Source organism: Pseudomonas sp. 15A4, assembly GCF_016925575.1.
Taxonomy (GTDB): Bacteria; Pseudomonadota; Gammaproteobacteria; order Pseudomonadales; family Pseudomonadaceae; genus Aquipseudomonas.
Genome location: NZ_CP068986.1, coordinates 1,300,143 through 1,324,742 on the forward strand (window position 1 = coordinate 1,300,143; position 24,600 = coordinate 1,324,742).

At 61.1% G+C, this 24,600-nt stretch carries 25 protein-coding genes and 1 pseudogene; 12 read left to right on the forward strand and 14 right to left on the reverse strand.

Features of this window, described 5'->3' with window-relative positions; translation table 11 throughout:
• Positions 1 to 1,064 precede the first annotated feature (1,064 nt).
• Positions 1,065 to 2,504: a coniferyl aldehyde dehydrogenase gene (locus JN403_RS05735; protein ID WP_205486051.1), complete on the reverse strand. Its 1,440-nt coding sequence runs from the start codon at positions 2,502 to 2,504 to the stop codon at positions 1,065 to 1,067.
• Positions 2,505 to 2,651: 147 nt separating this feature from the next.
• Here JN403_RS05735 and JN403_RS05740 point away from each other — a divergent pair.
• The 3 genes and pseudogenes from JN403_RS05740 (at position 2,652) to JN403_RS05750 (ending at position 5,520) form a co-directional block, all read left to right on the forward strand.
• A pseudogene (locus JN403_RS05740) lies at positions 2,652 to 3,846 on the forward strand (MFS transporter).
• Positions 3,847 to 3,918: 72 nt separating this feature from the next.
• Positions 3,919 to 4,605 (forward strand): TetR/AcrR family transcriptional regulator, encoded by a 687-nt coding sequence (locus JN403_RS05745; protein ID WP_205486053.1) that lies wholly within the window; start codon positions 3,919 to 3,921, stop codon positions 4,603 to 4,605.
• Positions 4,606 to 4,665: 60 nt separating this feature from the next.
• Positions 4,666 to 5,520, forward strand: a complete 855-nt coding sequence (locus tag JN403_RS05750; protein ID WP_205486055.1) for a sulfurtransferase — start codon at positions 4,666 to 4,668, stop codon at positions 5,518 to 5,520.
• Between the two features lie 18 nt (positions 5,521 to 5,538).
• Here the strand turns inward: JN403_RS05750 and JN403_RS05755 are convergent, their stop codons facing one another.
• The 6 genes from JN403_RS05755 to JN403_RS05780 form a co-directional block, all read right to left on the reverse strand.
• Positions 5,539 to 5,862, reverse strand: a complete 324-nt coding sequence (locus tag JN403_RS05755) for an AzlD domain-containing protein (RefSeq protein WP_205486058.1) — start codon at positions 5,860 to 5,862, stop codon at positions 5,539 to 5,541.
• Positions 5,859 to 6,587: an AzlC family ABC transporter permease gene (locus JN403_RS05760; RefSeq protein WP_205486059.1), complete on the reverse strand. Its 729-nt coding sequence runs from the start codon at positions 6,585 to 6,587 to the stop codon at positions 5,859 to 5,861. The genes JN403_RS05755 and JN403_RS05760 overlap by 4 nt, the downstream gene beginning before the upstream one ends.
• Positions 6,588 to 6,655: 68 nt before the next feature.
• Positions 6,656 to 7,672, reverse strand: coding sequence for a hydrolase (locus tag JN403_RS05765; RefSeq protein ID WP_205486062.1), 1,017 nt, complete (start codon positions 7,670 to 7,672; stop codon positions 6,656 to 6,658).
• On the reverse strand, positions 7,656 to 8,276 hold the full coding sequence (gene rsmD / locus JN403_RS05770; protein WP_122624404.1) for a 16S rRNA (guanine(966)-N(2))-methyltransferase RsmD: 621 nt from the start codon (positions 8,274 to 8,276) through the stop codon (positions 7,656 to 7,658). Before rsmD ends, JN403_RS05765 begins: the two co-directional genes overlap by 17 nt.
• Positions 8,276 to 9,712: a pitrilysin family protein gene (locus JN403_RS05775; RefSeq protein ID WP_345945847.1), complete on the reverse strand. Its 1,437-nt coding sequence runs from the start codon at positions 9,710 to 9,712 to the stop codon at positions 8,276 to 8,278. Before JN403_RS05775 ends, rsmD begins: the two co-directional genes overlap by 1 nt.
• A gap of 56 nt (positions 9,713 to 9,768) precedes the next feature.
• The gene (locus JN403_RS05780) at positions 9,769 to 11,121 is read right to left on the reverse strand and encodes a pitrilysin family protein (RefSeq protein WP_205486067.1); all 1,353 of its coding nucleotides are present in this window, start codon (positions 11,119 to 11,121) and stop codon (positions 9,769 to 9,771) included.
• Between the two features lie 278 nt (positions 11,122 to 11,399).
• Here JN403_RS05780 and ftsY point away from each other — a divergent pair, with 278 nt between their 5' ends.
• The 4 genes from ftsY to rpoH all read left to right on the forward strand — a co-directional run bounded on the left by ftsY (position 11,400) and on the right by rpoH (position 15,630).
• Entirely contained in the window at positions 11,400 to 12,953 is a 1,554-nt protein-coding gene (gene ftsY / locus JN403_RS05785) for a signal recognition particle-docking protein FtsY (RefSeq protein WP_205486070.1), read from the forward strand.
• A complete protein-coding gene (gene ftsE / locus JN403_RS05790; RefSeq protein WP_037018829.1) occupies positions 12,950 to 13,621 on the forward strand; it encodes a cell division ATP-binding protein FtsE in 672 nt (223 codons plus the stop codon). Before ftsY ends, ftsE begins: the two co-directional genes overlap by 4 nt.
• The gene (gene ftsX, locus JN403_RS05795) at positions 13,618 to 14,643 is read left to right on the forward strand and encodes a permease-like cell division protein FtsX (protein WP_205486073.1); all 1,026 of its coding nucleotides are present in this window, start codon (positions 13,618 to 13,620) and stop codon (positions 14,641 to 14,643) included. Before ftsE ends, ftsX begins: the two co-directional genes overlap by 4 nt.
• Before the next feature lie 132 nt (positions 14,644 to 14,775).
• A complete protein-coding gene (gene rpoH, locus JN403_RS05800; RefSeq protein WP_205486075.1) occupies positions 14,776 to 15,630 on the forward strand; it encodes an RNA polymerase sigma factor RpoH in 855 nt (284 codons plus the stop codon).
• A gap of 259 nt (positions 15,631 to 15,889) precedes the next feature.
• Here the strand turns inward: rpoH and mtgA are convergent, their stop codons facing one another.
• Positions 15,890 to 16,600 carry a monofunctional biosynthetic peptidoglycan transglycosylase gene (gene mtgA / locus JN403_RS05805; protein WP_205486084.1) on the reverse strand — a complete coding sequence of 237 codons (711 nt, stop codon included), beginning with the start codon at positions 16,598 to 16,600 and terminating at the stop codon, positions 15,890 to 15,892.
• Between the two features lie 75 nt (positions 16,601 to 16,675).
• Between mtgA and JN403_RS05810 the strand changes: the two genes are divergently transcribed.
• The 5 genes from JN403_RS05810 (at position 16,676) to JN403_RS05830 (ending at position 19,677) form a co-directional block, all read left to right on the forward strand.
• Positions 16,676 to 17,059, forward strand: coding sequence for a DUF423 domain-containing protein (locus JN403_RS05810; RefSeq protein WP_065991125.1), 384 nt, complete (start codon positions 16,676 to 16,678; stop codon positions 17,057 to 17,059).
• A 140-nt stretch (positions 17,060 to 17,199) separates the two neighbouring features.
• Positions 17,200 to 17,400 (forward strand): sulfur carrier protein ThiS, encoded by a 201-nt coding sequence (thiS, locus tag JN403_RS05815; RefSeq protein ID WP_122536391.1) that lies wholly within the window; start codon positions 17,200 to 17,202, stop codon positions 17,398 to 17,400.
• 65 nt (positions 17,401 to 17,465) lie between these two features.
• Entirely contained in the window at positions 17,466 to 18,260 is a 795-nt protein-coding gene (locus tag JN403_RS05820; protein ID WP_065991132.1) for a thiazole synthase, read from the forward strand.
• 55 nt (positions 18,261 to 18,315) lie between these two features.
• Positions 18,316 to 19,029, forward strand: coding sequence for a tRNA (guanosine(46)-N7)-methyltransferase TrmB (gene trmB, locus JN403_RS05825; protein WP_205487239.1), 714 nt, complete (start codon positions 18,316 to 18,318; stop codon positions 19,027 to 19,029).
• A gap of 207 nt (positions 19,030 to 19,236) precedes the next feature.
• On the forward strand, positions 19,237 to 19,677 hold the full coding sequence (locus JN403_RS05830; protein ID WP_065991133.1) for a hypothetical protein: 441 nt from the start codon (positions 19,237 to 19,239) through the stop codon (positions 19,675 to 19,677).
• A 93-nt stretch (positions 19,678 to 19,770) separates the two neighbouring features.
• On the opposite strand, the gene JN403_RS05835 is transcribed toward JN403_RS05830, so the two are convergent.
• The 6 genes from JN403_RS05835 to JN403_RS05860 all read right to left on the reverse strand — a co-directional run bounded on the left by JN403_RS05835 (position 19,771) and on the right by JN403_RS05860 (position 24,595).
• The gene (locus JN403_RS05835; protein WP_122536392.1) at positions 19,771 to 20,094 is read right to left on the reverse strand and encodes a DUF3392 domain-containing protein; all 324 of its coding nucleotides are present in this window, start codon (positions 20,092 to 20,094) and stop codon (positions 19,771 to 19,773) included.
• A gap of 22 nt (positions 20,095 to 20,116) precedes the next feature.
• On the reverse strand, positions 20,117 to 21,331 hold the full coding sequence (gene hemW / locus JN403_RS05840; RefSeq protein WP_205486086.1) for a radical SAM family heme chaperone HemW: 1,215 nt from the start codon (positions 21,329 to 21,331) through the stop codon (positions 20,117 to 20,119).
• Positions 21,328 to 21,936, reverse strand: a complete 609-nt coding sequence (gene rdgB / locus JN403_RS05845; RefSeq protein ID WP_163022129.1) for an RdgB/HAM1 family non-canonical purine NTP pyrophosphatase — start codon at positions 21,934 to 21,936, stop codon at positions 21,328 to 21,330. The genes hemW and rdgB overlap by 4 nt, the downstream gene beginning before the upstream one ends.
• Positions 21,937 to 22,062: 126 nt before the next feature.
• Complete coding sequence (gene metW / locus JN403_RS05850) at positions 22,063 to 22,683, reverse strand: methionine biosynthesis protein MetW (RefSeq protein WP_122536395.1); 621 nt, start codon at positions 22,681 to 22,683, stop codon at positions 22,063 to 22,065.
• A 7-nt stretch (positions 22,684 to 22,690) separates the two neighbouring features.
• The gene (locus JN403_RS05855; RefSeq protein WP_205486089.1) at positions 22,691 to 23,830 is read right to left on the reverse strand and encodes a homoserine O-acetyltransferase; all 1,140 of its coding nucleotides are present in this window, start codon (positions 23,828 to 23,830) and stop codon (positions 22,691 to 22,693) included.
• 174 nt (positions 23,831 to 24,004) lie between these two features.
• The gene (locus tag JN403_RS05860) at positions 24,005 to 24,595 is read right to left on the reverse strand and encodes a YggT family protein (RefSeq protein WP_065991147.1); all 591 of its coding nucleotides are present in this window, start codon (positions 24,593 to 24,595) and stop codon (positions 24,005 to 24,007) included.
• Between the last annotated feature and the right edge of the window lie 5 nt (positions 24,596 to 24,600).

A 24,600-nucleotide genomic window follows, 5' to 3' on the forward strand; every position in this document is an offset into this window, starting at 1 on the left:
GGATGGTAACGCAGCGCAGTGGACCGGCCAAGCTGCTGAAGAATGCAGTGGGGCGTTGCGGTGTGACGCGAGACGCCTTCCCGGCTAAAGCCGGTCCTACAGGTTGGCCTCGTTCAAATAGTGGAACCGGCTTCAGCCGGGAAGAGGCCGTTGTGGGCGCCATCAGATTTGCGGTGTGACGCGAGACGTCTTCCTGGCTAAAGCCAGTCCTACAGGACGATCGCGTTCAAATAGTGGGACCGGCTTCAGCCGGGAAGAGGCCCGTGTGGGTGCCATAAGATTTGCGGTGTGACGCGAGACGCCTTCCCGGCTAAAGCCAACCCCACAGGACGATCGCGTTCAAAATGGTGGGACCGGCTTCAGCCGGGAAGAGGCCGGTGTGGGCGCCGTAAGATTTGCGGTGTGACGCTAGACGCCTTCCCGGCTAAAGCCAGTCCCACAGGACGATCGCGCTCAAATAGTGGGACCGGCTTCAGCCGGGAAGAGGCCGGCGCGGGCACCGTCAGATTTGCGGTGTGACGCGAGACGTCTTCCCGGCTAAAGCCAGTCCTACGGGACCATCACGTTCAAATAGTGGGACCAGCTTCAGCCGGGAAGAGGCCGGCGTGGGCACCGTCAGATTTGCGGCGTGACGCTAGACGCCTTCCCGGCTAAAGCCAGTCCTACGGGACGATCGCGTTCAAATAGTGGCACCGGCTTCAGCCGGGAAGAGGCCCGTGTGGGCGCCATAAGATTTGCGGTGTGACGCGAGACGATTTCCTGGCTAAAGCCAGTCCCACAGGACGATCGCGCTCAAATAGTGGGACCGGCTTCAGCCGGGAAGAGGCCGGCGTGGGCACCGTCAGATTTGCGGTGTGACGCGAGACGCCTTCCTGGCTAAAGCCAGTTCTACAGGATAATCGCGTTCAAATCGTGGGACCGGCTTCAGCCGGGAAGAGGCCGGCGTGGGCGCCATAAGATTTGCGGTGTGACGCGAGACGATTTCCCGGCTAGCCGGTCCCACAATGTTCCACAGCCAGCCCCGCTGGCCAAGTGTGTTGGGTCAGTCAGAATTCGCAAGCCCATCAGCGCACGAACAGTCGCTGAATCAGCTTCTGAATTGCCTTTCCATAGGGCGGGTAGAGCAGCCGTGCGGCGTTGAATCGTTGCTTGATCAGCACACCTTTGGCATGGCTGAACGTCAGAAACCCTTCGTGCCCGTGGTAATGGCCCATGCCCGACGCGCCGATGCCGCCGAAAGGCAAGTCGTCCTGGGCGACATGCAGCAGGGTGTCATTCAGGCAGACGCCGCCCGAATGCGTCTGCTCTAGCACGCGTTTCTGTTCATGTCGGTCGTAGCCGAAGTAGTACAGCGCCAGTGGCCTTGGACGCTGATTGATGTAGGCGAACGCGTGCTCGATTTGGTCGTAGGGCACGATCGGCAGCAGCGGGCCGAAGATCTCGTCCTGCATGATTAGCATGTCGTCGCTCACATCCAGAATCAGGCTGAACGGCATTCTACGATCCTGCCCCTCGGCGAACAGCTGAACCACCCGGGCACCCTTGGTTTGCGCGTCGGCGAGATACGAATTCAGCCGTGCGACATGCTGCTGATTGATGATTGCGGTGTAGTCCGGGTTGTCGGCCAGCGTGGGATAAAAACGCAGGACGGCTTCTTTGTAGGACTCAACGAATTCGTCAACGCGATCCCTGGGCACCAGAACGTAGTCGGGCGCGACGCAGGTTTGCCCGGCATTGAGGGTTTTGCCAAAAGCGATGCGTTCGGCGGCGTCCTTAAGCGGGACGTCGCGGGACACGATGGCGGGGGATTTGCCGCCCAGCTCCAGCGTCACGGGCGTGAGGTTTTCCGCCGCCGCGCGCATGACATGCCGCCCGACGCTGGTGGCACCCGTGAACAATAAATGATCAAACGGCAACTTCGAAAAGGCCACGCCGACCTCCGCCTCGCCCAGCACAACCCCGACGTGGTCCTCCGCAAACACTCGTGCCAGCAGGCTTTTTAGCAAGGTGCCGGTGGCGGGCGTGGATTCGCTGAGCTTAAGCATCACACGGTTACCCGCCGCCAACGCGCCCACCAGCGGCCCGATGGCCAGATACAGTGGGTAATTCCACGGCACCACCACGCCAATCACCCCCACTGGTTGGTAAACGACTTTGGCGCTGGCGGGCTGGAACGCCAGGCCGACGCTTCGGCGCGAAGGCCGCATCCATTTCTTCAAGTGACGTTGGGCGTGGCGGATGTTGTGCAGGCAGGGCATCAGCTCGGCGAGGAGCGTTTCATCGGCGCTGCGGTGGCTGAAATCAGCGCTGATCGCATCAATGATCGCCTGACGCTCGGTGCTGAGAAGCGTGTGCAGGCGGTCGAGCCATTGCCTGCGTTCTTGCAGCGTCGGCATCGGATTGGCCGCGAATGCGCGACGTTGTTCGTCGAATACCTGCTCCAGGCTGCGGCGAAGGGGAGGGGCATCGTCTGCACAGGGCAGAAGACTGGATTCGACGGGCATCGCAGCGGTCCTGATTGACGTTATGCAGTGCTTTTAGAGTCGTTGCTCTACGAAGTCAAAGGTTCTTGCATTCGCTCGCAGGCGCACGCCAGACTGTCCGGGCTAACAACTGAACTGCCGCCCTGCATCACCTGACACGGAGTCTCAATGCGCACGGATTATCTGGCGTTTTTTCTTTCCCTGTTCCTCTCGCGCCTCGCCGATCAGGTTCTCCTGTTTCTGGTGCCGCTGATTGTGTTCCAGAGCACCAACAGCGCGTCACTGGCAGGGCTGGCGTTCTTCGTCGAGACATTGCCGCGCTTCCTTGCCTTCCCGATTTGCGGCGCGCTTTGCGACAAATACTCGCCCATCCGGCTGCTGCACATTAGCCAGATATATCGCGCCTTGATCTGCCTGGTCGCCATGGGGCTGTACGGCCTGTTTGGCGGCATCGGCTGGCTGATCGGTTTGTCGGCAATATGCGGCGTCCTGACCACCCAGGGAATCATGGCCCGTGAGGTGGTGATGCCGCACATTTTCCCGGATTACCGCTACGGCAAGACGCTGTCCTACTCTCAGATTGCCGACCAGAGCGGCTTGGTGCTCGGCCCTTTGCTGGCGGCGCTGGCGCTGGAAATCTGCCCGTGGTGGGGGCGTCATCGGTGTGGCGCTGGTCTTCATCGCGGCGGATCTGGCCATGCGCGTCTGGCAACGCAACAGCGACGTCACGCTGGAGCGCTTTGATCAACACGCCGACATCTGGACTCAGCCACTGAAAATCGCTTTCGGGCATATTCGCCGGCTGGCCGAGTTGCAGAAGATCATTTTGCTGGCGGTCGGCGTCAACCTGATCGTCGGTGTCACGCTGGCCAGCTCCGCCGCCATGGTGATCGGCTCATTCAGCGAGAGCAAAGATTTCTACGCTGGCCTCCAGGCGGCGGGCGCCTTGCTGACCATCGCGATTCTGTTTGTCCTGGCGCGGATAAGCCTGCCGCTGAAACTGCTCGGTGCGATGTCATACATCGCCTTGCTGCTGGGTGCATTCATTACCGCTACCAGTGCGTCATCCGGGGTCTACCTCGTAGGCTTTCTACTGATCGTCGGCTTCGACAAGATGTTCAACGTGTACATGCGCAGCATCCGTCAGCGGGTCATCCCGGCGCGCGACTTCGGCAAGACCGTGGGCGTCATCACTCTGCTGAACAACCTGTCGCAACCGCTGGCCGGTCTGCTGGTCGGCGTGCTGACGGCGCCTATCGGGCTGCGCGGTGTCATTTTGATCAACGCGCTGGCGGCAGGCGTGCTCGGGGTGGGTGTGGCAGCGGTGGTACGGCTCAGGCTGGCGACTGCCGTGGAGCGATGAAGTCTGCAACGGGCCCGACGCTTGCGTTAAGATCCGGCACATTCCTGTTACATTTCGACGTTCGAGTTGAACATGGCGCCGCGCATCAAAACCGTACGCATCAACACACGTGAACGCATCGTGCATAGCAGCCTGGACCTGTTCAATCAGCAGGGCGAGCGCAGCGTCAGCACCAACCACATCGCTGCGCACATGGAAATGTCGCCCGGCAATCTGTACTACCACTTCCCCAACAAGCAGGCGATCATCGCCGAGTTGTTTACCGAATACGAAACCCTGGTCGACAGCTTTCTGCACCCGCCCAAGGGCCGTCTGCCGGGTGTCGAAGACAAGCGTCATTACTTGATGGCGATTCTCGACGGCATGTGGCGCTACCGTTTTCTGCACCGCGATCTCGAGCACCTGCTTGAAACCGATTCTGAGCTGGCGGTGCGTTACCGACGCTTCTCCCAACACTGCCTGATCAAGGCGATGTCCATTTACAGCGGCTTTGTCGACGCGCAGATTCTGAGCATGGACAAGGTCCAGATCGAATCGCTGACGCTCAATGCGTGGATCATTCTTACGTCCTGGGTACGTTTTCTCTGCACCACGCGGGAAAACGCCGATCACCTGAATGATGACGCGATTCGACGCGGGGTCTATCAGGTGCTGATACTGGAGCTGGCTTACGTCACGCCCCAGGCGCGGGAAGCGGTGAATGCGCTGTGCGCGGAGTTTTATGTGCCATTGGCCAAGGCACTGGGGGACGCTGGCTGAATCGGGCCGGTTATCTCACTCGATCGTGATCACCTTTTTTACTGCCTGCAGGAGTCTGTCATGTCCATCGCGCAATTGATCAGCCCGCAACAATTGTCAGAACGCCTGACCCAGCCCGGGCTTGTGATACTGGATTGTCGTTCGTCGCTGGACGATCTGGACTACGGCCAGCGCAGCTACGCAGAGGGACATATCGAAGGCGCTTCCTACGCTGACTTGCTCAATGATCTCAGTGGTCCCATCACCAAAGGTGTGACCGGCCGCCACCCACTGCCGGATCCGCAAGCGCTAATCGAGCGCTTGCGGTTTTGGGGTGTGAACAATCAGAGCGATATCGTGCTGTACGACGATGGGCCAGGTGCGTACGCCGCCCGAGCCTGGTGGTTATTGACGTGGCTGGGCAAGCGCGACGGTGTTTCTGTGCTCGATGGCGGCCTCAAAGCCTGGCACGCGGCGGGTTTACCGCTGAGTCTTGATCCGCCGCATCAACCCGAAGGTGCGTTTGACGGCGTGCCGGATGAGGCGATGGTGCTGACGGCTGAGCAACTGCTGGCGCGCATCGGCGATCCCTCCATGACGTTGATCGACGCCCGTGCCCCCGCGCGGTTCCGGGGTGAGGTCGAGCCCATCGACCCTATTGCGGGGCACATTCCTGGCGCGCAGTGCGCGGCGTTCACCGACAACCTCGGGCCGGACGGCCGCTTTCTTCCGGCAGAGCAACTGAAGCAGCGGTTTGCCGAGGCGTTACAAGGTCGTCCTGCCCATGAGCTTGTCGCCTATTGCGGCTCCGGCGTGACGGCTTGCCATAACCTGTTTGCCTTGGCCCTCGCCGGGTATCCATTGGGCGCGCTGTACGCGGGATCGTGGAGCGAATGGATCAATGATCCGCAGCGGGGCGTCGCGACCGGGGACTGAGGTGGCGGCGAATGGCCCTCACATCTGGCCCATCGCCCAGCGCAGCAAGAAGAACACCAGCAATCCGCCGCCGATGGTCGCCAGAAGATTGCGGCTGAATGCCGCAATGCCAATCGACACGATCCCGGCCAGCAAGTAGGCGTTGTCCAGGGACAACTGCCAGTGCGCGCTGTCGGGCAGCAACATGCCAGGGACGACGATGGCGGTCAGCACGGCGGTGGGTACGTAATGCAGGCCTTGGCGCACCAGCGGCGGGAAACGCAGGTTCGGCCAGGCGAACAGGCTGTAGCGCATCAGAAAAGTGATCGCCGCCATGCCCAGAATCAGCCACCAGTACGTCATGGGCGCACCTCGTTCGGGGTCACGTCGTCCTGCCTTTCTGCCTGCCGTCTTTCCAAAAACACCCCCGCCGCGATGCCACTGAAGGCTGCGGCCATGAGCCCCAGCTTGAAGGGCCATGACCATGTCAGCAGGGCAACCGCGCCAGCGACCAGCGCGGCGGCGATCTGCGGTCGGTTGCGCAGCAGGGGCACGACGATGCCGATGAAAGTTGCCAGCATCGCGAACTCCAGGCCCCAACTGGCCATGTCGGGAAAAGCCTGACCAAACAGCACGCCAACCAGTGAGCTGCTCACCCAGCAGGCATACAGCGAGCTCGCCACGCCTATCCAGTACCAATGCGCAAGCGGCGTCCGGCCGTGGACCAGGTAGTGGCGTTGGACGATGGCGAAGGTTTCGTCCGTCAGCCAGAACGCCAGCAGCAATCGCCATCGCTGGGGCAGCCCCTGAACCTGTGGCTGCAGGGTGGCGCTGTACAGCACGTGGCGCAAATTGACGATGAACGTAGTCAGCAGAATCACCACCGCGCCGGCCCCGGCGCCCATCAGGCTGATGACGATAAACTGCGCCGATCCTGCGTAAACGAACATCGACATGCCGACCGCCTGCCACAGGGTCAGCCCGCCGACGCCTGCGAGGGTGCCGAAGATAATGCCGAACGGGGCAATACCGACCAGCATCGGCACGCTGTCGCGAAGACCGCGGACGAAGAATTGATGACGGGACATGGTTTTTCTCCTTATGCCCCGGATGGTAAGCGGGTGGCGCATAAGTGTCTTGAACGATCGTGCAGGCGTTAGCGGCTTGGCTGCGTGCCATGGACGTCCGTCAACCACGCCGGAATCCGTTGCTCCAGGTAATACGTCGGCTTTCTAATCGTGCCGCCGACAAAACCCACGTGCCCGCCTTTTTTCTGCAGGTCGAACTCGGTGCTGGACGACAGCTCAGAGGCTTCAGGCAGGCTGTGCTTGAACACGAACGGGTCATCAAGGGACTGAATCAGCAGGGTTGGCGTGCGGATGGCGCCGAGGAAGTACCGACTGGAGGCGCGCCGGTAGTAATCATGGGCGTCCACGAATCCATTGAGCGGCGCTGTCACGCGCCCGTCGAAGTCCCAGAAGGTGCGCATGTCTTTCAACGACCCCAAGGCCGCCAGCTCCGCCAGCCCGTCGCTGAGGCCTTCATGCTGAAAGCGTCTCTGCTTGTCCTTGATGTAGCCGACCATCTCGCGCATGAAGTGCCGTTGGTAAACCCTGGAAAACCCCAGCCCGATCCGGTCGGCGCATTCGTCCAGACGAAACGGCACGGATACCGCCGCAGCGCCTTGCAGGTGGCTGTCGAGGCCGGTTTCGCCGAGGTGCTTGAGCAAGATATTGCCGCCGAGGGAATACCCGACCGCGTAAAGCGGCGCCAGTGGCCGGGCCTTGCGCAGATGATCGATCACGGCGGCAAGGTCTTCGCTGGCGCCGGAGTGATAGCTGCGGGGCAACAGATTTGGCTCTCCTGAACAGCCTCGCCAGTTAAGGGCGACACTTGCCCAGCCGCGTTTTTCCATGGCGTGCTGCAGCCCGGCGACATAGGGGGAGTTGGACGAGCCGGTCAGACCGTGCAGCACCAGCACGACCGGCACAGTGGCGTCGTGTGGGCCGTGCCAGTCCATGTCGAGGAAATCCCCGTCCTCAAGCCAGACGCGCTCGCGCCGGCGCTCAAGGTGAGTGGTCGGACGCCAGAGCGGTCCCCACAGCGTCTGCAAGTGCGGGTTGCCCAAGCCGAACGCCGGGGTAAACCCTGGAAGGTCAGCTCGCGACGACACTGCGTTCCCACACCGCGTAGTGCACCTGACCGGCCTTCTTCTCACGGTGCAGGCGCCAGTTGGCCGGCATGCCCAGCGTGGAGGGCGCGGTTTCGCTTTCGGTGTAGATCCACGCGTTGTCCGCCAGCCAGTTACGCTCTTCCAGCAGCGTGCACGCAGGCATCAGTAAGTCCTGGTGGAACGGCGGGTCGAGGAACACCACGTCGAAGTGTTCGGCCGGCTGGGTTTCCAGATGGCGAAGGGCGTCGCCGGTCGCGGTTTTGCCAACCGTGCAACGCAGCGTACCGAGGTGCTCGCGCAGGCTGGAAATCGCCATCGAATTGGTGTCCAGCGCCAGGCCCATGCTGGCGCCGCGGGACAGGGCTTCGAGGTACAGCGCGCCACTGCCGGCGAACGGATCCAGAACGCGCGCGCCCTCGATGTACGGCGCCAGCCAGTTGAACAGGGTTTCACGCACACGGTCCGGCGTCGGGCGCAGACCGGGGGCGTCAGGGAAACTCAGACGCCGACTGCGCCATTCGCCGCCGATGATCCGCAGTTGGCCGAGGCCCGTGTGGATTTTGTGCCCTTTGTGGATACGTGGCGGCTTGGAAGTCGAGGTCATCAGTGCTCCGGAACGCCGAGCGGTTGCTCGGCGGGTTTGTCAGTAGGGGGCGGCAGTGGCTTCTGCGGGACGGTCGGACCTGCAGTCACGATCACCAGCTTGTCAGCGTCCAGATGTTTGTTCATCACGGTCTTGATTTGCTCGACCGTGACGCTCTGGGACTGCGTCATGAAATCTTCGAGGTAGGTCAGCGGTAGATTATAGAAGCCGACCGCGCCCAGTTGCCCAACGATGCCCGCGTTGCTGGCAGTCGCCAGCGGAAAGCTGCCCGCCAGTTCGCGCTTGGCATCGTCGAGTTCTTTCTGGGTCGGGCCGTTGGCAAGGAAGTCACGGGTGATGTCCTTGACCAGCTTGAGGGTGTTCTCGCTCAGCTCGGCGCGGGTCTGCAGGCTGATCATGAATGGACCTTGTGCCTGCATCGGCGTGAAGCCTGAAGACACGCCATAGGTCAGGCCGCGTTTTTCCCGCACCTCGGTCATCAAACGGCTGCCGAAACCGCCGCCGCCGAGAATCGAGTTGCCCAGTGACAGGGCCGCGTACTCAGGATCGCCTCGGGTGATGCCCAGTTCAGCCAGCATGAGGTGCGTCTGCTTGGACGGAAACTCGATGTGGGTTTCACTCGGCTTGGGTTCGGTCGGTGCAACGGTTTGTGCCAGCGCCGGACCTTTCGGCAGCGCGGCGGAAACCTGGGTCGCTACCGCTTCGGCCTCTGCGCGTGTCAGGTCGCCAGCCAGCGCGATGACTGCGTTGCCAGCGGCGTAGGCCTTGGCATGAAAGGCCTTCAGCTGAGCCAAAGTCAGAGGTGCGATGCTCTTCGCCGTGCCCATACTTGGGTGCGCGTAAGGATGATCGCCGTACAACCGCTTGAACAGCTCATCGCCTGCCAGCTTGCCCGGGTTCTGCTTTTGATATTCGAAACTTGCCAGTAACTGGTTTTTGATCCGCGCCAGCGAGTCCGCCGGGAACGTGGGTTTGCCCACCACTTCAGCAAACAGTTTCAACGCAGGCTCGCGCTTGTCGGCGGCGCTCAAGCTGCGCAGCGAAGCGATCGCCATGTCGCGATAGGAGCCGTTGCCGAAATCAGCGCCCAGCCCCTCAAAACCTTCGGCGATGGCGCTGACGTTCTTGCCTTTGACGCCCTCGTTGAGCATCGCGTTGGTGACCAGCGCAATACCGGGGTTTGCGCCGTCCTGGCTGCTGCCCGCCGCGAACAGCAGGCGCATGTCGAACATCGGCAGCTCATGGGCTTCGACAAACAGCACGCGAGCGCCTTCGGCGGTATTCCACGACTGAATGTTCAGCGAGCGGCGAGCCGGCGCTTTACCGTCCAGTTCCTTCAGGGACTCTAGCGTGCTGGCGGCCTTGTCGATGGCCTTAGGGGCATCGGCAGCGGTCTCTGCCATCGCCGACGCCGAGCCCAACAGGCCAAACGTCACGGCGAGTGCGAATGAGCAGGCCCGCGTTCGCGCAAAGCGGGATTCGTTGCGCTGGCTCATTGGGCTTTCTCCTCAGGCAAAACATGCGCAACGGCGAGGCGCTCGCGGGTGAAGTAAGTACGGGCGGCTTTCTGGATGTCTTCCGGCGTCACGCTTTGCAGCCCCGCCAGTTCCTGATCGATGAGCTTCCAGGACAGGCCCACCGTTTCCAGTTCGCCGATGGTGCTGGCCTGACTGGTAATGGAATCGCGCTCATAGACCAATCCGGCGATCACCTGGGCCCGGACCCGCTCCAGCTCTTCCTTGGCGGGCGGCTTGGTTTTCAGTTCGTCGAGCAGGCGCCAGATACCGGCTTCAGCGTCGGCGAGGCTTTTCTTCTTCTGTTGATTGGGTGTGGCGCTGATGGTGAACAGGCTGTCGCCGCGGGTGTAGGCGTCGTAGTCGGACGCCGCGCCGGTGACCAGCTCTTCACCGCGCTCCAGGCGCGTCGGAATGCGCGCGCTGTAGCCGCCGTCAAGCAAGGCCGAAATCAGGCGCAGTGCGTTGACTGACTGTGGATCGGTGGCGGTGGCCAGGCTCGGCACGTTAAAGCCGTACATCAGGCTCGGCATCTGCGTGGCGACATGCACGGTGATCTGCCGCAGGCCAGGCTCGGCCAGCTCCAGCGGTTTTTTCGACGGCGGTACATCGCGGCGCGGCACCGGACCGAAGAAGCGCTCGGCCAGGGCTTTCACCTCATCGGGCTTCACGTCCCCGACCACCACCAGCGTGGCGTTGTTGGGCACGTACCAGGATTCATACCAGTGGCGCAGCTCCTCGACCTTCATGCGCTCAAGGTCTGCCATCCAGCCAATGGTCGGCGTGTGGTAGCCGCTGGCGGGGTAGGCGATGGCCTTGAAGCGCTCGTATGCCTTGGCGTTCGGCTTGTCATCGGTGCGCAGGCGGCGCTCTTCCTTGATGACTTCGATTTCCCGCGCGAACTCTTCAGGGGGCAGGCGCAGGGTGGCCATGCGGTCGGCTTCCAGTTCGAAGGCAACCGCCAGTCGATCACGGGCCAGCACCTGGTAGTAAGCGGTGTAGTCGTCGCTGGTGAACGCATTCTCTTCCGCGCCCAGGTCGCGCAGGATCAGCGATGCTTCGCCGGGGCCCGCTTTCGAGCTGCCCTTGAACATCATGTGTTCAAGGGCATGGGACAGGCCCGTCTGGCCAGGCGTCTCGTAGCTGGAGCCGACCTTGTACCAGACCTGCGAAACCACGACCGGTGCGCGGTGATCTTCACGGACGACGACCTTCAGGCCGTTGTCCAGCGTGAATTCGGTGGTGGGTTGAGGGTCGGCAGCCGATGCGGCGAAGGGCAAACAGATTGTGCTGAGCAGCAGGCCTGCGGCACAGCGGGCTAGAGCATTCATTCGTGATTTGAACCTTGGAGACGGCCTGCTTAGCGTCAGCGGGCGCGGGGGTGTTAGGATAGCGGCCAGTTTGCCTGACGACTATGGCTAAGATGTCCGAGCCGTAAACAGACCTTGTAAGACTTGGCCTGGGTTAGCGTGTAGGACGGCCTGGCGAGGTCCGATCATTTGACGCGGGCAACCTATGAACAAGCGGACATAAAAGCAGTCTGTTTCGCATACAGAATTTTTCAGAGGCGCCGCTCTGGCGCGTCGTTACCGTGAGATAGCCGTCCTCCATGTTTGGTTCCAACGACGACAAGAAGACCCCAGCCCCGGCTGGCGAGAAGAAAGGCCTGTTCGGATGGCTGCGCAAAAAGCCGCAGGAAGTCACTCCCGAGCCGCCTCAGAATGCCCCCGCTCCAGCGCCAGAGTCCGTGCCCGATCAGGCCCCGGCGGTTGCTGAGCAGCATAACGCCCCGGCCATCCCGGCCGAGCGCGCGCCGCAAAACGCAACGCAACCCTTGCCACAAACCGCTACGATTGAAGCGCTTTCGGCCCCTATCGAAGATCCCTGGCTTCACCTGCCCGTTGCCGAAGAGCCCGTCGCCTTCACCGATGAGCGCGAGCCTCACGTCACGCCGCCCATTCCGGTACACACCGAATCCAACGTGGAATCCGCCGCCGCTTCTGTGGCTGAAGTGCCTGCTCAACCGACGGTCATCGACACAACGTCGTTCGAGGTGGCTCCGTCCATCGAGCCGACCCCGGTCGCACTGCCTGACCCGGTTTCCGGCAATGATCTTCCTTCGCTGACGCCGCCGTTGACGACAGCACCGATGGTTCCAGCCGCGGCCGCTGTGCCCGTTCTTGAAACCAGCGTGCCACCTGTTCCGTTCGAAGGAACAACCGCACCCAAGCAGCCTGGTTTTTTCGCGCGCCTGAAGCAGGGCCTGTCGAAAACCAGCGCCAGCCTGGGCGAAGGCATGGCCAGCCTGTTCCTCGGCAAGAAAGCCATCGACGACGACATGCTCGACGAGCTGGAAACCCGGCTGCTGACCGCGGACGTTGGGGTGGAAGCAACGTCGGCAATCGTGCGCAACCTGACGCAGAAAGTGGCGCGCAAGCAGCTCACTGACAGCGACGCGCTGTACAAATCGCTGCAAAATGAACTGACCGAAATGCTCAAGCCAGTGGAGGCTCCGCTGGTCATCACGGCACAGCACAAGCCGTTCGTGATTCTGGTCGTGGGCGTCAATGGTGCGGGTAAAACCACCACCATCGGCAAGCTCGCCAAGAAGCTCCAGCTTGAAGGCAAAAAAGTCATGCTGGCGGCGGGTGACACCTTCCGCGCTGCAGCCGTTGAGCAGTTGCAGGTCTGGGGTGAGCGCAACAAGATCCCGGTCATCGCGCAGCACACGGGCGCTGATTCGGCTTCGGTGATTTTTGATGCCGTTCAGGCCGCCAAGGCGCGCGGCATCGACGTGTTGATCGCTGACACCGCAGGCCGCTTGCACACCAAAGACAACCTGATGGAAGAGCTGAAGAAGGTTCGCCGCGTGATCGGCAAGCTCGACGCCGACGCGCCTCATGAAGTCCTGCTGGTGCTGGACGCCGGTACGGGCCAGAACGCGATCAATCAGGCCAAGCAGTTCAACCAGACTGTCCAGCTGACCGGCCTTGCGTTGACCAAGCTCGACGGCACCGCCAAAGGCGGCGTGATCTTCGCCCTGGCGAAGCAATTTGGCCTGCCGATTCGCTATATCGGCGTGGGTGAAGGCATCGACGATCTGCGCACCTTCGAAGCCGAGCCGTTCGTCCAAGCCCTATTCGCCGAGCGGGAGCGCCCATGATTCGTTTCGAACAGGTCGGTAAACGCTATCCGAACGGACACGTCGGCCTGCATGAGCTGAGCTTTCGAGTACGTCGTGGCGAATTTCTGTTTGTGACCGGTCACTCCGGGGCTGGCAAGAGCACTTTGCTGCGCCTGCTGCTGGCGATGGAGCGTCCTACCACTGGCAAGCTTCTGCTGGCGGGTCAGGATCTGGGCCAGATCAGCACCGCGCAGATTCCATTCTTGCGTCGGCAGATCGGCGTTGTGTTTCAGAATCACCAATTGCTGTTTGATCGCACGGTGTTCAATAACGTTGCGCTTCCGCTGCAGATCCTCGGCCTGTCCAAGACTGAAGTGGTCAAGCGCGTCGATTCGGCCCTTGAGCGCGTTGCGTTATCCGACAAAGCCGAACTGTACCCGGGCGACTTGTCCACCGGTCAGCAACAGCGCGTCGGCATCGCCCGCGCCATCGTTCACCGTCCGGCCCTGCTGCTGGCAGACGAACCCACCGGTAACCTCGACCCGCGGCTGGCAGCTGAAATCATGGGCGTGTTCGAAGACATCAACCGCTTGGGCACCAGCGTGCTGATTGCGAGCCACGACCTGGCACTGATCGCACGGATGCGCCACCGCATGCTGACGTTACAGCGCGGCCGACTGATCGGCGACGGGGAGGCAGGCGTATGAGTGCCACCCGCAGCCCCAAGGTTTCCGAACGCGTAGCGCCCAAAGCTTCAGAACCGGCGCCGCAAAAGAAAAAGAAACGCGATGACGATGACGGCCCGAGTTTCGGCGAGTTGTTCAACGCCTGGATCGAGGCCCACCGCTCAAGCCTGCTGGACAGCCTGCGCCGTCTCGGCAAGCAGCCCATCGGCAGTTTCTTTACCTGTCTGGTGATGGCCATCGCGCTGAGCTTGCCAATGGGCTTGTCATTGTTGCTCAGCAATGTCGAGCGTCTTGGCGGTTCGTGGCAGCGTGCGGCGCAGATATCCCTGTATCTGCAGCTGGATGCGTCGCCGAGCGAGGGCGAAGGCCTTGTCCGTCAGATCAAGGAAATGGGCGGCGTCGCTGACGCTGAGTACATCAGCCGCGATGAGGCGCTGAACGAATTCCAGAAACAGTCCGGGCTGGGCGAGGCGCTCAAGGAATTGCCTGAAAACCCGCTGCCCGGTGTCGTGCTGGTTACACCACTGGAAGTTGACAAAGCCGCGCTGGAAGCATTACGTACACAGCTGGCCGAGTTGCCCAAAGTGCAGCAGGCACAACTGGACCTGGTCTGGGTCGAGCGCTTAGCCGCTATTTTGAAGCTGGGTGATCGGTTCGTGTTTGGCCTGACGGTGTTGCTGGTCGCAGCACTGCTGTTGGTCATCGGTAACACCATTCGTCTGCATATCGAGAACCGTCGCACGGAAATCGAGGTCATCAAATTAGTAGGCGGCACAGACAGCTACGTTCGCCGGCCTTTCCTCTATATGGGCGCGTTGTACGGGCTGGGTGCAGGTGTCTTGTCCTGGGGCGTGCTGGCGTTCGGGCTGGACTGGCTGAACGATGCGGTGGTCAAGCTGGCCGGGCTGTACGGCAGTGATTTTGCCCTTGCCGGCGTGCCAGTGTCTGACGGCGTGTCGCTCTTGCTTGGGGCGGTGCTGTTGGGGTATATCGGTGCGTGGATCGCGGTAGCACGCCATTTAAGAGAGTTGGCGCCTCGTTAGTGTTGAGTTGTCATGTGTTGTGAGTAAATTTTGTTTCATCTATTGACTTTTCAGCTAAGGGAACTTGTCTAGCGGCTCCCGGTCAATTTCGCAGTGCTGAACTGCACGAGTTATGTGTCGGAGGTTTTTCGTATGACCAATTCTTTGCAACCTGCGTATGCCTTAGTCCCGGGTGCAAACCTGGAAGCCTATGTGCACACGGTTAACAGCATTCCACTGCTGACGCCCGAGCAGGAGCGTGAACTGGCCGAGAGTCTCTACTATGAGCAGAATCTAGGGGCGGCTCGGCAGATGGTGCTCGCCCACCTGCGATTTGTCGTGCATATCGCACGCAGTTATTCCGGTTATGGACTGGCTCAGGCTGACCTGATTCAGGAAGGTAACGTTGGCCTGATGAAGGCCGTGAAGCGCTTCAACCCCGAGATGGGTGTGCGTCTGGTGTCTTTTGCAGTGCACTGGATCAAGGCCGAGATTCACGAGTTCATCCTGCGCAACTGGCGCATCGTGAAAGTCGCGACCACCAAGGCTCAGCGCAAACTGTTCTTCAATCTGCGCAGCCAGAAGAAGCGTCTGGCCTGGCTGAACAACGAAGAAGTGCATCGCGTTGCCGAAAGTCTGGGCGTTGAGCCCCGAGAAGTGCGCGAGATGGAAAGCCGTCTGACCGGCCACGACATGGCCTTTGACCCGGCGGCAGAAGCCGACGACGACAGCGCTTTCCAGTCGCCGGCCAACTATCTGGAAGACCATCGTTACGATCCGGCGCGTCAGCTGGAAGATTCCGACTGGACTGACAGCTCGACGGCCAACCTGCACGAAGCGCTGAACGTGCTCGACGATCGCAGCCGCGACATTCTGTATCAGCGCTGGCTGGCGGAAGAAAAAGCCACGCTGCACGACTTGGCTGAGAAGTACAACGTCTCTGCCGAGCGTATTCGTCAGCTCGAAAAGAGCGCGATGAACAAGCTGAAACTGTCGATCGCTGCCTGATCGCTGCGCTGAAGCGCAAAACGCCCCGAGTTGATCGGGGCGTTTTTGTTTGTGGGGTGTATTGCGCCTGATGCGGAAACTACTAACAGCGTGAACGCGAATCTGACCCTGCCCATCCCGCAGGCTGGACGCGGTTTCTGAGTAGGACCGGCTTCAGCCGGGAAGAGGCCGGGTTGAGCACCATCAGGCTTGCGGCGTGACGCATAAGGCTTTCCCGGCTAAAGCCAGTCCTACGAAAGCTATAAAGCCAGACTGGGGCTCACCACCTGCGACTGTGGTTAAGCCCCATCAAATACTCATCCCCACCCAGCTGCCGCATCTGTTGGCGGATCCAGCTTGCGCGACTCGCGACGTAGCTGCTGGGATGGCTGGCGCTCCATTCCCTTGGGTTGGGCAGGACGGCGGCGAGATAGCTCGCTTGTTGCGTGGACAGCTGGCTCGCATTCACATGAAAGTGATGCTGCGCAGCGGCCTGAGCGCCGAAAACGCCGTCGTCCCATTCCACGCTGTTCAGGTACACCTCAAGAATGCGTTGCTTGGACCAGAACACCTCGATCAGCCCGGTGAACCAGGCTTCCAGGCCCTTGCGAAAGTAACTGCGCCCCGACCACAGGAACAGGTTTTTCGACACCTGCTGGCTCAGCGTGCTGGCGCCGCGCAGGGAGCCGCCGCGTTCGTTATGAACCAGTGCTGCCTGAATGGCGTCGATATCGAAACCCCAGTGCTCGGCGAACTTCTGGTCCTCGCCGGCAATGACGGCGATTTTCAGGTCATCTGAGATATGGTCCCATGACTCCCAGTCGCGCTGCAGGTCAATGGGCTGACCGTCAAACCAGGATTCAATCTTGCGTTCGACCATCAAAGCGGTAAACGGAGGAGGGACCCAGCGGAAAATCAGCACCAGCACGACACTTGCCGCTGCGAACCAGAGCAGGCCTTTGGCGACAAGACGGAGTAGTAATTGCAGCATAGAGATGGCTTGGCCGAACCGGTTGAGCGGGCCATTATACAGACCACGCGTCATTGAACTTGCCTGGAGTTGTACATGTTACGAACCTTTCTGATGTTGGCCTCCTTCTTCGGATTTACCGGCGTTGCCCTTGGTGCGTTTGCTGCCCACGGCCTGAAAAACCGTCTGACCCCCGAATACCTGGCGGTCTTCCACACCGGCGTGCTCTACCAGCTGATTCATGCGCTGGCGATTTTTGGCGTGGCACTGCTGGCGATGCAGATCCAGGGCCGGCTCGTCACCTATGCCGGCATCTCTTTCACACTGGGCATCATCCTGTTTTCAGGCAGCCTCTACCTGATGACACTGACGGGCGCGACCAAGCTGGGAATCATCACCCCGTTCGGTGGCCTGTTTTTCCTGATCGGCTGGGCGATTCTCGGCTGGACGGCATGGCGCCTGGGGCTCGATACGCTTTAATCCCGTCTGGAGCGCTCGTCTGCCGCGGACGCGTTGCAAGCACTCGGCCACGCCGAAGACGAATGGCGTGGCTTTGCCTTGGTCATACCGACCGATCGGGCTAGAATGCTCGCCCCCTAAAATGATGGCTGCCCTCTCGCATGCGCATTCAGTTGAACGGTGAATCCTTTGAGCTGCCCGATGGCGAGACCGTCGCGGGATTGCTGTCGCGTCTGGAGCTGACCGGGCGCCGAGTTGCCGTCGAGCTCAATCTGGACATTGTTCCGCGCAGCCAGCATGCCGCCACGGCGCTGACCGAAGGCGATCAGGTCGAAGTGGTGCACGCCATCGGTGGCGGCTAGCCCTCGACGCGCTGCGGCCGGGTCCGCAAGCACTGCAAGAACCTCAACCGTAAAGAGGATTTCAGATGAGCAACGTTCGCAGCGACAAGCCGTTCACCGTGGCCGGTCGTACTTTTCAGTCGCGCCTGCTGGTCGGGACTGGCAAGTACACGGACATGGAACAGACCCGTCTGGCCATCGAAGCCTCGGGCGCCGAGATCGTCACCGTTGCAGTGCGCCGGACCAACCTGGGGCAGAACCCGGGTGAACCGAACCTGCTCGACGTGCTGCCGCCGGACCGCTACACCATCCTGCCGAACACAGCGGGTTGCTACGACGCCATCGAAGCCGTACGCACCTGCCGCCTGGCCCGCGAGCTGCTCGATGGCCACAATCTGGTCAAGCTGGAAGTCCTCGCTGACCAGAAAACCCTTTTCCCCAATGTCATTGAAACCCTCAAGGCGGCCGAAACGCTGGTCAAGGACGGCTTCGACGTCATGGTCTACACCAGCGATGACCCGATCATTGCCCGCCAGCTCGCCGAAATCGGTTGCTGCGCAGTGATGCCCCTTGCGGGCCTGATCGGTACTGGCCTGGGGATCTGCAACCCGTACAACCTGCAGATCATCCTCGAAGAATCGAAAGTCCCGGTGCTGGTCGATGCCGGTGTCGGCACTGCGTCCGATGCCACCATCGCCATGGAGCTGGGTTGTGAAGCGGTGCTGATGAACTCGGCAATCGCCCACGCGCAACACCCGGTATTGATGGCCGAAGCCATGAAACACGCCATTCTGGCGGGACGCATGGCTTACCTGGCCGGCCGTATGCCCAAGAAACTCTATGCCAGCGCGTCCTCGCCGCTGGATGGTCTGATCAAGTAAGAGCCTGTTGATGATTGATTCGCAAACGCCCGACCCGCTTCCGGACGATGAAGTGATGAATGACGAAAATGCCAAAGCGCCAGACGATGACAGCCATCACCGGCGCATCAAGAGCTTCGTGATGCGCGCCGGTCGAATGACCGAAGGCCAGCAACGCGGCCTGGATCAGGGCAAGGAGCTGTTCGTGCTGCCGCTGGCCGACGCCCCGGTTGATTTCGATCAGGTCTTTGGCCGTTCGGCCCCGCGTACCCTCGAAATCGGTTTCGGCATGGGTCACTCGCTGCTGGAGATGGCCGCTGCGGCGCCAGAGCAGGACTTCATCGGCGTGGAAGTTCACCGTCCGGGTGTCGGCGCCTTGCTCAATGGCGTGCTGACCCAAGGGCTTACCAACCTGCGCGTTTACGATTGCGATGCGATCGAAGTGCTCAACCGCTGCGTGGCCGACAACAGCCTGGATCGGCTGATGCTGTTCTTCCCGGACCCTTGGCACAAGTCCCGCCATCACAAGCGCCGCATCGTCCAGGCCGAATTTGCCGAGCTGGTGCGTACCAAATTGAAGCCCGGCGGCGTGCTGCACATGGCAACCGACTGGGAACCGTATGCCGAATACATGCTGGAAGTGATGAACGTAGCGCCGGGTTACCGCAACCTGGCAGAAGACGGCAAATGCGTTCCGCGCCCTGCGGAGCGTCCGGTCACCAAATTCGAGCGCCGTGGCGAGCGCCTCGGTCACGGGGTTTGGGACCTGAAGTTCGAGAAGCTGGCCTGATCACTTCTTGACCAGAAGCGGCCCGGTAGCGGCCGCTTTTGAGTTTTTACAGCACATTTCAGCCAGCAGTTTGCCTTGTATGACGCACCCTTCGATTTCTTCCTAATAAAGCTACAGGGTCTTCGGAATCGTCCGACATCCCTTTTCAGTTCTGATCTTCATAGTCCCCGCCGTTGCATATATCAATATTGATGACGAGGAATGAAGATGAACAAGTTTTGGCAAATGGCTGCAATCGCCACGCTGATTGCGACCACCAGCGGGTGTGTCAGCTACAACGTCAGCCAGCCAAGCGCTTCGCTGTCCGGCGACGTGAAGACTGATCTGAAGGCTGACGTCAAAGTCGGTGAAGCCATCAGCGGCGAGTCGTCCACCAATGTTCTGTTCGGCTGGTTGAACATCGGCGGCGATACGCAGTTTGCCGACGGCGTGACCTACGGCGGCGCGAGCGGCGGTGGCATGGGCCTCCCACTGCCGGACCCGATCTCCTCCACCAAAGCAGCCGCGGCCTTCAAGGCCGTCAAATCGTCCGGTTCCGACCTGATCGTCGCGCCGCGTTACGAAGTCACCGTCAACGATTACTTCATCTTCAAGCAAGTGAACGTGAAAGTGACCGGCAACAAAGGCAGCATCCAGAGCATTCGCTGATGGGCTGATTGCACTCGGCAACAGCGGAGTGTGATTTCTTGAAAGCGCCCCTCCCGCGCCCGCGGGCAGGGGCGCTTTTGCATTTCTGGACGGTTATTTCCGATCAGCCACCACCCCGATCAGTACCAGTACCACCAGCAACACCGGCGCCAGGCTGTAGTTGTTGAACTGGCTCAGGCCGCGCACGACCCACGGCGTGGCATAAATCAGTGCAGCGCCACTGCCGACGGTGCAGAGCAACGCCATGATCGGAATGCGCAAGGCGCCGGTAAAGCTGCCGAGGCGGCCTTCGATCCAGCCCTTGATGTCGGTCCCGAACAGAATCAGCAGGCAGCCCACCAAGGCCAAAGCGATTTCCGATAAGTTGCTGCGACTCCAGCGCGACACGGTGGCCAGCAAGTCGAGTACGAATTCCATTCAGTGTCCTTAGTGTTGAGCCTTACAGAAGAAAGTGCTGCAGCAGGTCGTTGAGGAATAACTGGCCGCGAGGGGTCGCCACCAGCCGTAACGGATCGGTCTCCAGCAAGCCGCGTTGTTCCGCCTCAAGACGGGCGCCGGCGAGCGAATCGACGCTTAGACCGGTGCGTCGCTGAAATAATGCAGCGTCCACGCCTTTTGTCAGGCGCAGGGCGTTCATCAGGAATTCAAAGGGCATCTCGTCCAGTGGCAGCAGCTTTTCGCCAGCCTGATAGGCCTTGGCCTGATTGAGGTAATCCTTGGGCAGCCGGGTCTTCCAGGTGCGGATGATGCGCCCGTCCGGGTGGCTGAGCTTGCCATGGGCCCCCGCGCCGATCCCGATAAAGTCCCCGAAGCCCCAGTAGTTCAGGTTATGCCGGGCTTCGCGCTCCGGCTGTGCGTAGGCAGACACTTCGTATTGGGCGTAGCCGTTTTCCCGAAGCAGCGTCTGACCGGCCTCTTGAATGTCCCAGAGAATGTCGTCTTCCGGCAGCGTGGGCGGCTGATTCCAGAACACCGTATTCGGCTCGAGGGTCAGTTGATACCAGGACAGGTGTGTCGGGGCGAGGGCGATCGCCTGACGCAGGTCGCCAAGGGCGTCTTCCTGGGACTGATCCGGCAAGCCGTGCATGAGGTCCAGGTTGAAGTTATCGAAACCCGCCTGACGGGCCATGTCCGCCGCGCGCACGGCTTCATCGCCGTTATGGATACGCCCGAGGGCCTTGAGCTTGGCCTCCTGAAAACTCTGGATGCCGATCGAGAGGCGATTGATGCCCAGGCCGCGATAGGCGCTGAATTTCACCTGCTCGAAGGTGCCTGGGTTGGCTTCCAGCGTGATCTCGATGTCCGGCGCGAAGCGGATGCGTTGTTCAACGCCGCGCAGCAAACGGCCCAACGCATCGGCGCTGAACAGGCTGGGCGTCCCGCCGCCGAAGAAAATCGTGCTCAGCTCGCGGCCGTAGACGTGTGGCAGGTCCTGGTCGAGATCGGCCAACAGCGCGTCGACGTATTCCTGCTCCGGCAACACCGGGCTCGCCGTGTGGGAGTTGAAATCGCAATAGGGGCATTTGCGCACGCACCACGGGATGTGGATGTACAGCGACAGCGGCGGCAGCTCGGCAAGGGGCGTGCGTGGCTGCTCAGAGGAGAAGCCGGCTGCGCCCAGAATCAACGGCCGGGTGGTGGAATCCTGAGTCATTGTTGATCAGGGCTCAGCCCCAGACGCTGACGCAGGAGGGCCATGGCGCGGGCGCGGTGGCTGATCTGGTTCTTGTCGGCCGGGGTGAGTTCGGCGCTTGAACAGTTGCGCTCCGGCACCCAGAACAGCGGGTCATAACCAAAGCCGTGTTCGCCGCTGGCGGCGGTGAGGATGCGGCCGTGCCACAGACCTTCGCAGAGGATCGGCAGCGGGTCGTCGGCGTGGCGCACCAGTGCCAGAACGCAGACGAACTGGGCGCCACGTTGTTCGGCGGGTACGTCCTTGAGGGCTTCCAGCAATTTGGCGTTGTTCGCCGCATCACCCTGACCGTCGGCGTAACGCGCGGAGTAAATGCCCGGCGCACCGCCCAGGTAATCCACCGCCAGCCCCGAGTCATCGGCCAGCGCCGGCAGACCGGAAATACGCGCAGCATTGCGCGCCTTGAGGATGGCGTTCTCGACGAACGACAGCCCGGTTTCTTCGGGCTCTACGGTGCTGAACTCGCCAATCGAGCGCAGCTGAACGCTCGCGCCGAGCATGGCCTGGAGTTCTTTGAGTTTGCCGGCGTTGTGGCTGGCCAGTACAAGCTGGGTGAGGGTCATGATGAGTCCGTGAAAATCGGCTGCGTGAAAATCTGCTGATTGAACCTGAGCCAGTTTGCGTCGCTGTCTTCGGCTCTTTACTTCGGTGCAGACGCTGGCTGGCAGGGCTTCACCTGCCTGAGTCGCTGGTCACACGGCAATCTGGTGGTCCTGCAAGCCCGGGCTGCTGACGCGATAGATGCCGATTTCCCCCAACAGATTAGGCCAAAGCTTGCTGGCCCAGCCGTGCCGATGCTGTTGATCGACTGCCAGCCGATCAATGACCTTGGCCGACCGACCCCGGCACAGTTCTTCGAAATCTTCGAAGGTGCAGAAGTGGATGTTCGGCGTGTTGTACCACGTGTACGGCAGGAACTCGGAAACTGGCATTCGCCCCTTGCTCGCCAGGTACCAGCGGCAACGCCAGTGCCCGAAGTTGGGGAAGGTGATGATGCACTGGCGGCCCACGCGCAGCATTTCGTCGAGGATGCGATCGGGGTAGTGCACGGCTTGAAGCGCCTGGGTCATGACCACGACATCGAAACTGTTGCTGGCAAAGTTGCCCAGCCCTTTGTCCAGATCCTGTTCGATGACATTGACGCCCCGCGCCACGCAACGGGCGATGTTGTCGGCGTCGTTCTCCAGGCCGTAGCCCGTCACTTGCTTGTGCTCCTGCAGCCAGGCCAGCAATTCGCCGTCGCCGCAGCCGAGGTCGAGCACGCGGCTGCCTGCCGGTATCCAGTCTTGGATGATTTCCAGGTCGGCTCTCATGGTGTCCTCAGAGTGCAATTCGGTTCATGTAGCTGGAGAAAGCCTGCAAGTAGCGCGGGATCGGGATCAGGAATGCGTCGTGGCCCTGGGGCGCATCGATTTCCAGATAACAGACGTCCTTTTTCGCCGCCATCAGCGCATCGACCAGTTCCCGCGAGCGGGCCGGGGAGAAGCGCCAGTCAGTGGTAAACGACATCACGCAGAACCTGGCGCTGGCGTTGGCGAAGGTGGCGGCGAGGTTGTCGTTGAAGTTGGCAGCCGGATCAAAGTAGTCCAGCGCTTTGGTCATCAGCAGGTAGGTGTTGGCGTCGAAGCGCCCGGAAAACTCCTCGCCCTGATACCGCAGGTAGCTTTCGACCTGGAACTCCACGCTGTGGAAGTCGTAGTTGAGGTTCTCGTTCTTCAGGCCCCGGCCGAATTTCTCACCCATCGAGTCATCGGACAGGTACGTGATGTGCCCGACCATGCGCGCCAGCATCAAGCCGCGCTTGGGGATCACGCCATGCTCCTGAAACGAGCCGCCGTGGAATTCCGGGTCCGTCAGAATTGCCTGCCGCGCGACTTCGTTGAAGGCGATGTTCTGCGCCGACAGCTTGGGTGCGGAAGCAATCGCCAGACAGTGCCGCACGCGCTCGGGGTAGGTGATCGTCCATTGCAGCGCCTGCATGCCGCCCAAACTGCCGCCGACGATGGCGGCCCATTGATCGACGCCCAGCCGGTCGGCAAGCCGCGCCTGGCTGTGCACCCAGTCTTCGACCGTCAACACCGGAAAGTCGGCGCCGAAGGGCCTGCCGGTTTCCGGGTTGGGGCTGCTGGGACCGGTGGAGCCATTGCAGCCGCCGAGGTTGTTCAGGCTGACGACGAAGAACTTATCAGTGTCGATAGGCTTGCCGGGGCCGATGCAACTGTCCCACCAGCCCGGCTTACGGTCTTCTGCGCTGTGGTAGCCCGCCGCGTGGTGATGACCCGAAAGCGCATGGCAAATCAGTACCGCGTTGCTTTTGGCGGCGTTGAGCTGACCGTAGGTTTCGTAGATGAGATCGTAGGCAGGCAACGAGCGTCCGCAGGCCAAGGCCAGCGGCTCATTGAAATGCGCCGTTTGCGGCGTGACTAGACCGACAGAATCTTTGGGAAAGACCGTGGACATCGACCTGCTCTCGCTGAAATGAGGCGTAAGTCTAAAGATCGCGCGGGGGCGGCAACAAACTAAATGGCTGAATGCGCGGAGGGTGACGCTTTGGATTCTGCCCGCGGCATCGCGGATGCGTCTTTCATCAGGCAGGGAAAAGGGCGACGGCAAATCAGGCCGTCGCCCTGACAGTCAGATCAAACGCCACAGCTCTTGCGGCATGCCGGCGTAGGCCGCCAGCGCTGGCATGACGTAGGACTGCAGCACCTGAATCGCGATAAAGGCGAAGATCGGCGAGATGTCCATGCCGCCCAGGTTGGGGATGATGCGACGGAACGGCGCCAGGATCGGTTCGCTGATCTGGTAGGCAAGTTCAGCGGCCGGGTTGTGGCTGCCCGGAGCAATCCACGAAACGATGACCATGATGATCATCGCGACCCAGAAGATCTTCAGCAGCAGCGACGTGATACCGATGATCGACCACATCAACAGGTGCGGGATATCGCCGATGGTGCCGTAGGTCATCATCAGCACGAAGGCCATCAGCAGCGCCTGAATGACGATCGCCAGCAGCAGCGATGACGTGTCGAGCCCGAAGACGCTTGGCACGATGCGCCGGATAGGCTTGAGCAACGGCTGGGTTGCACGAACGGCAAACTGGCAGAGCGGGTTGTAGAAGTTGGCTTTGACCAGCTGCAGCACAAAGCGCAGCAGAACGATGGTCAGGTACAGGCTGATGAGCGTCTGGATGACGAAAATCGTGGCGCCGGTGAGTGCATTCATGAATT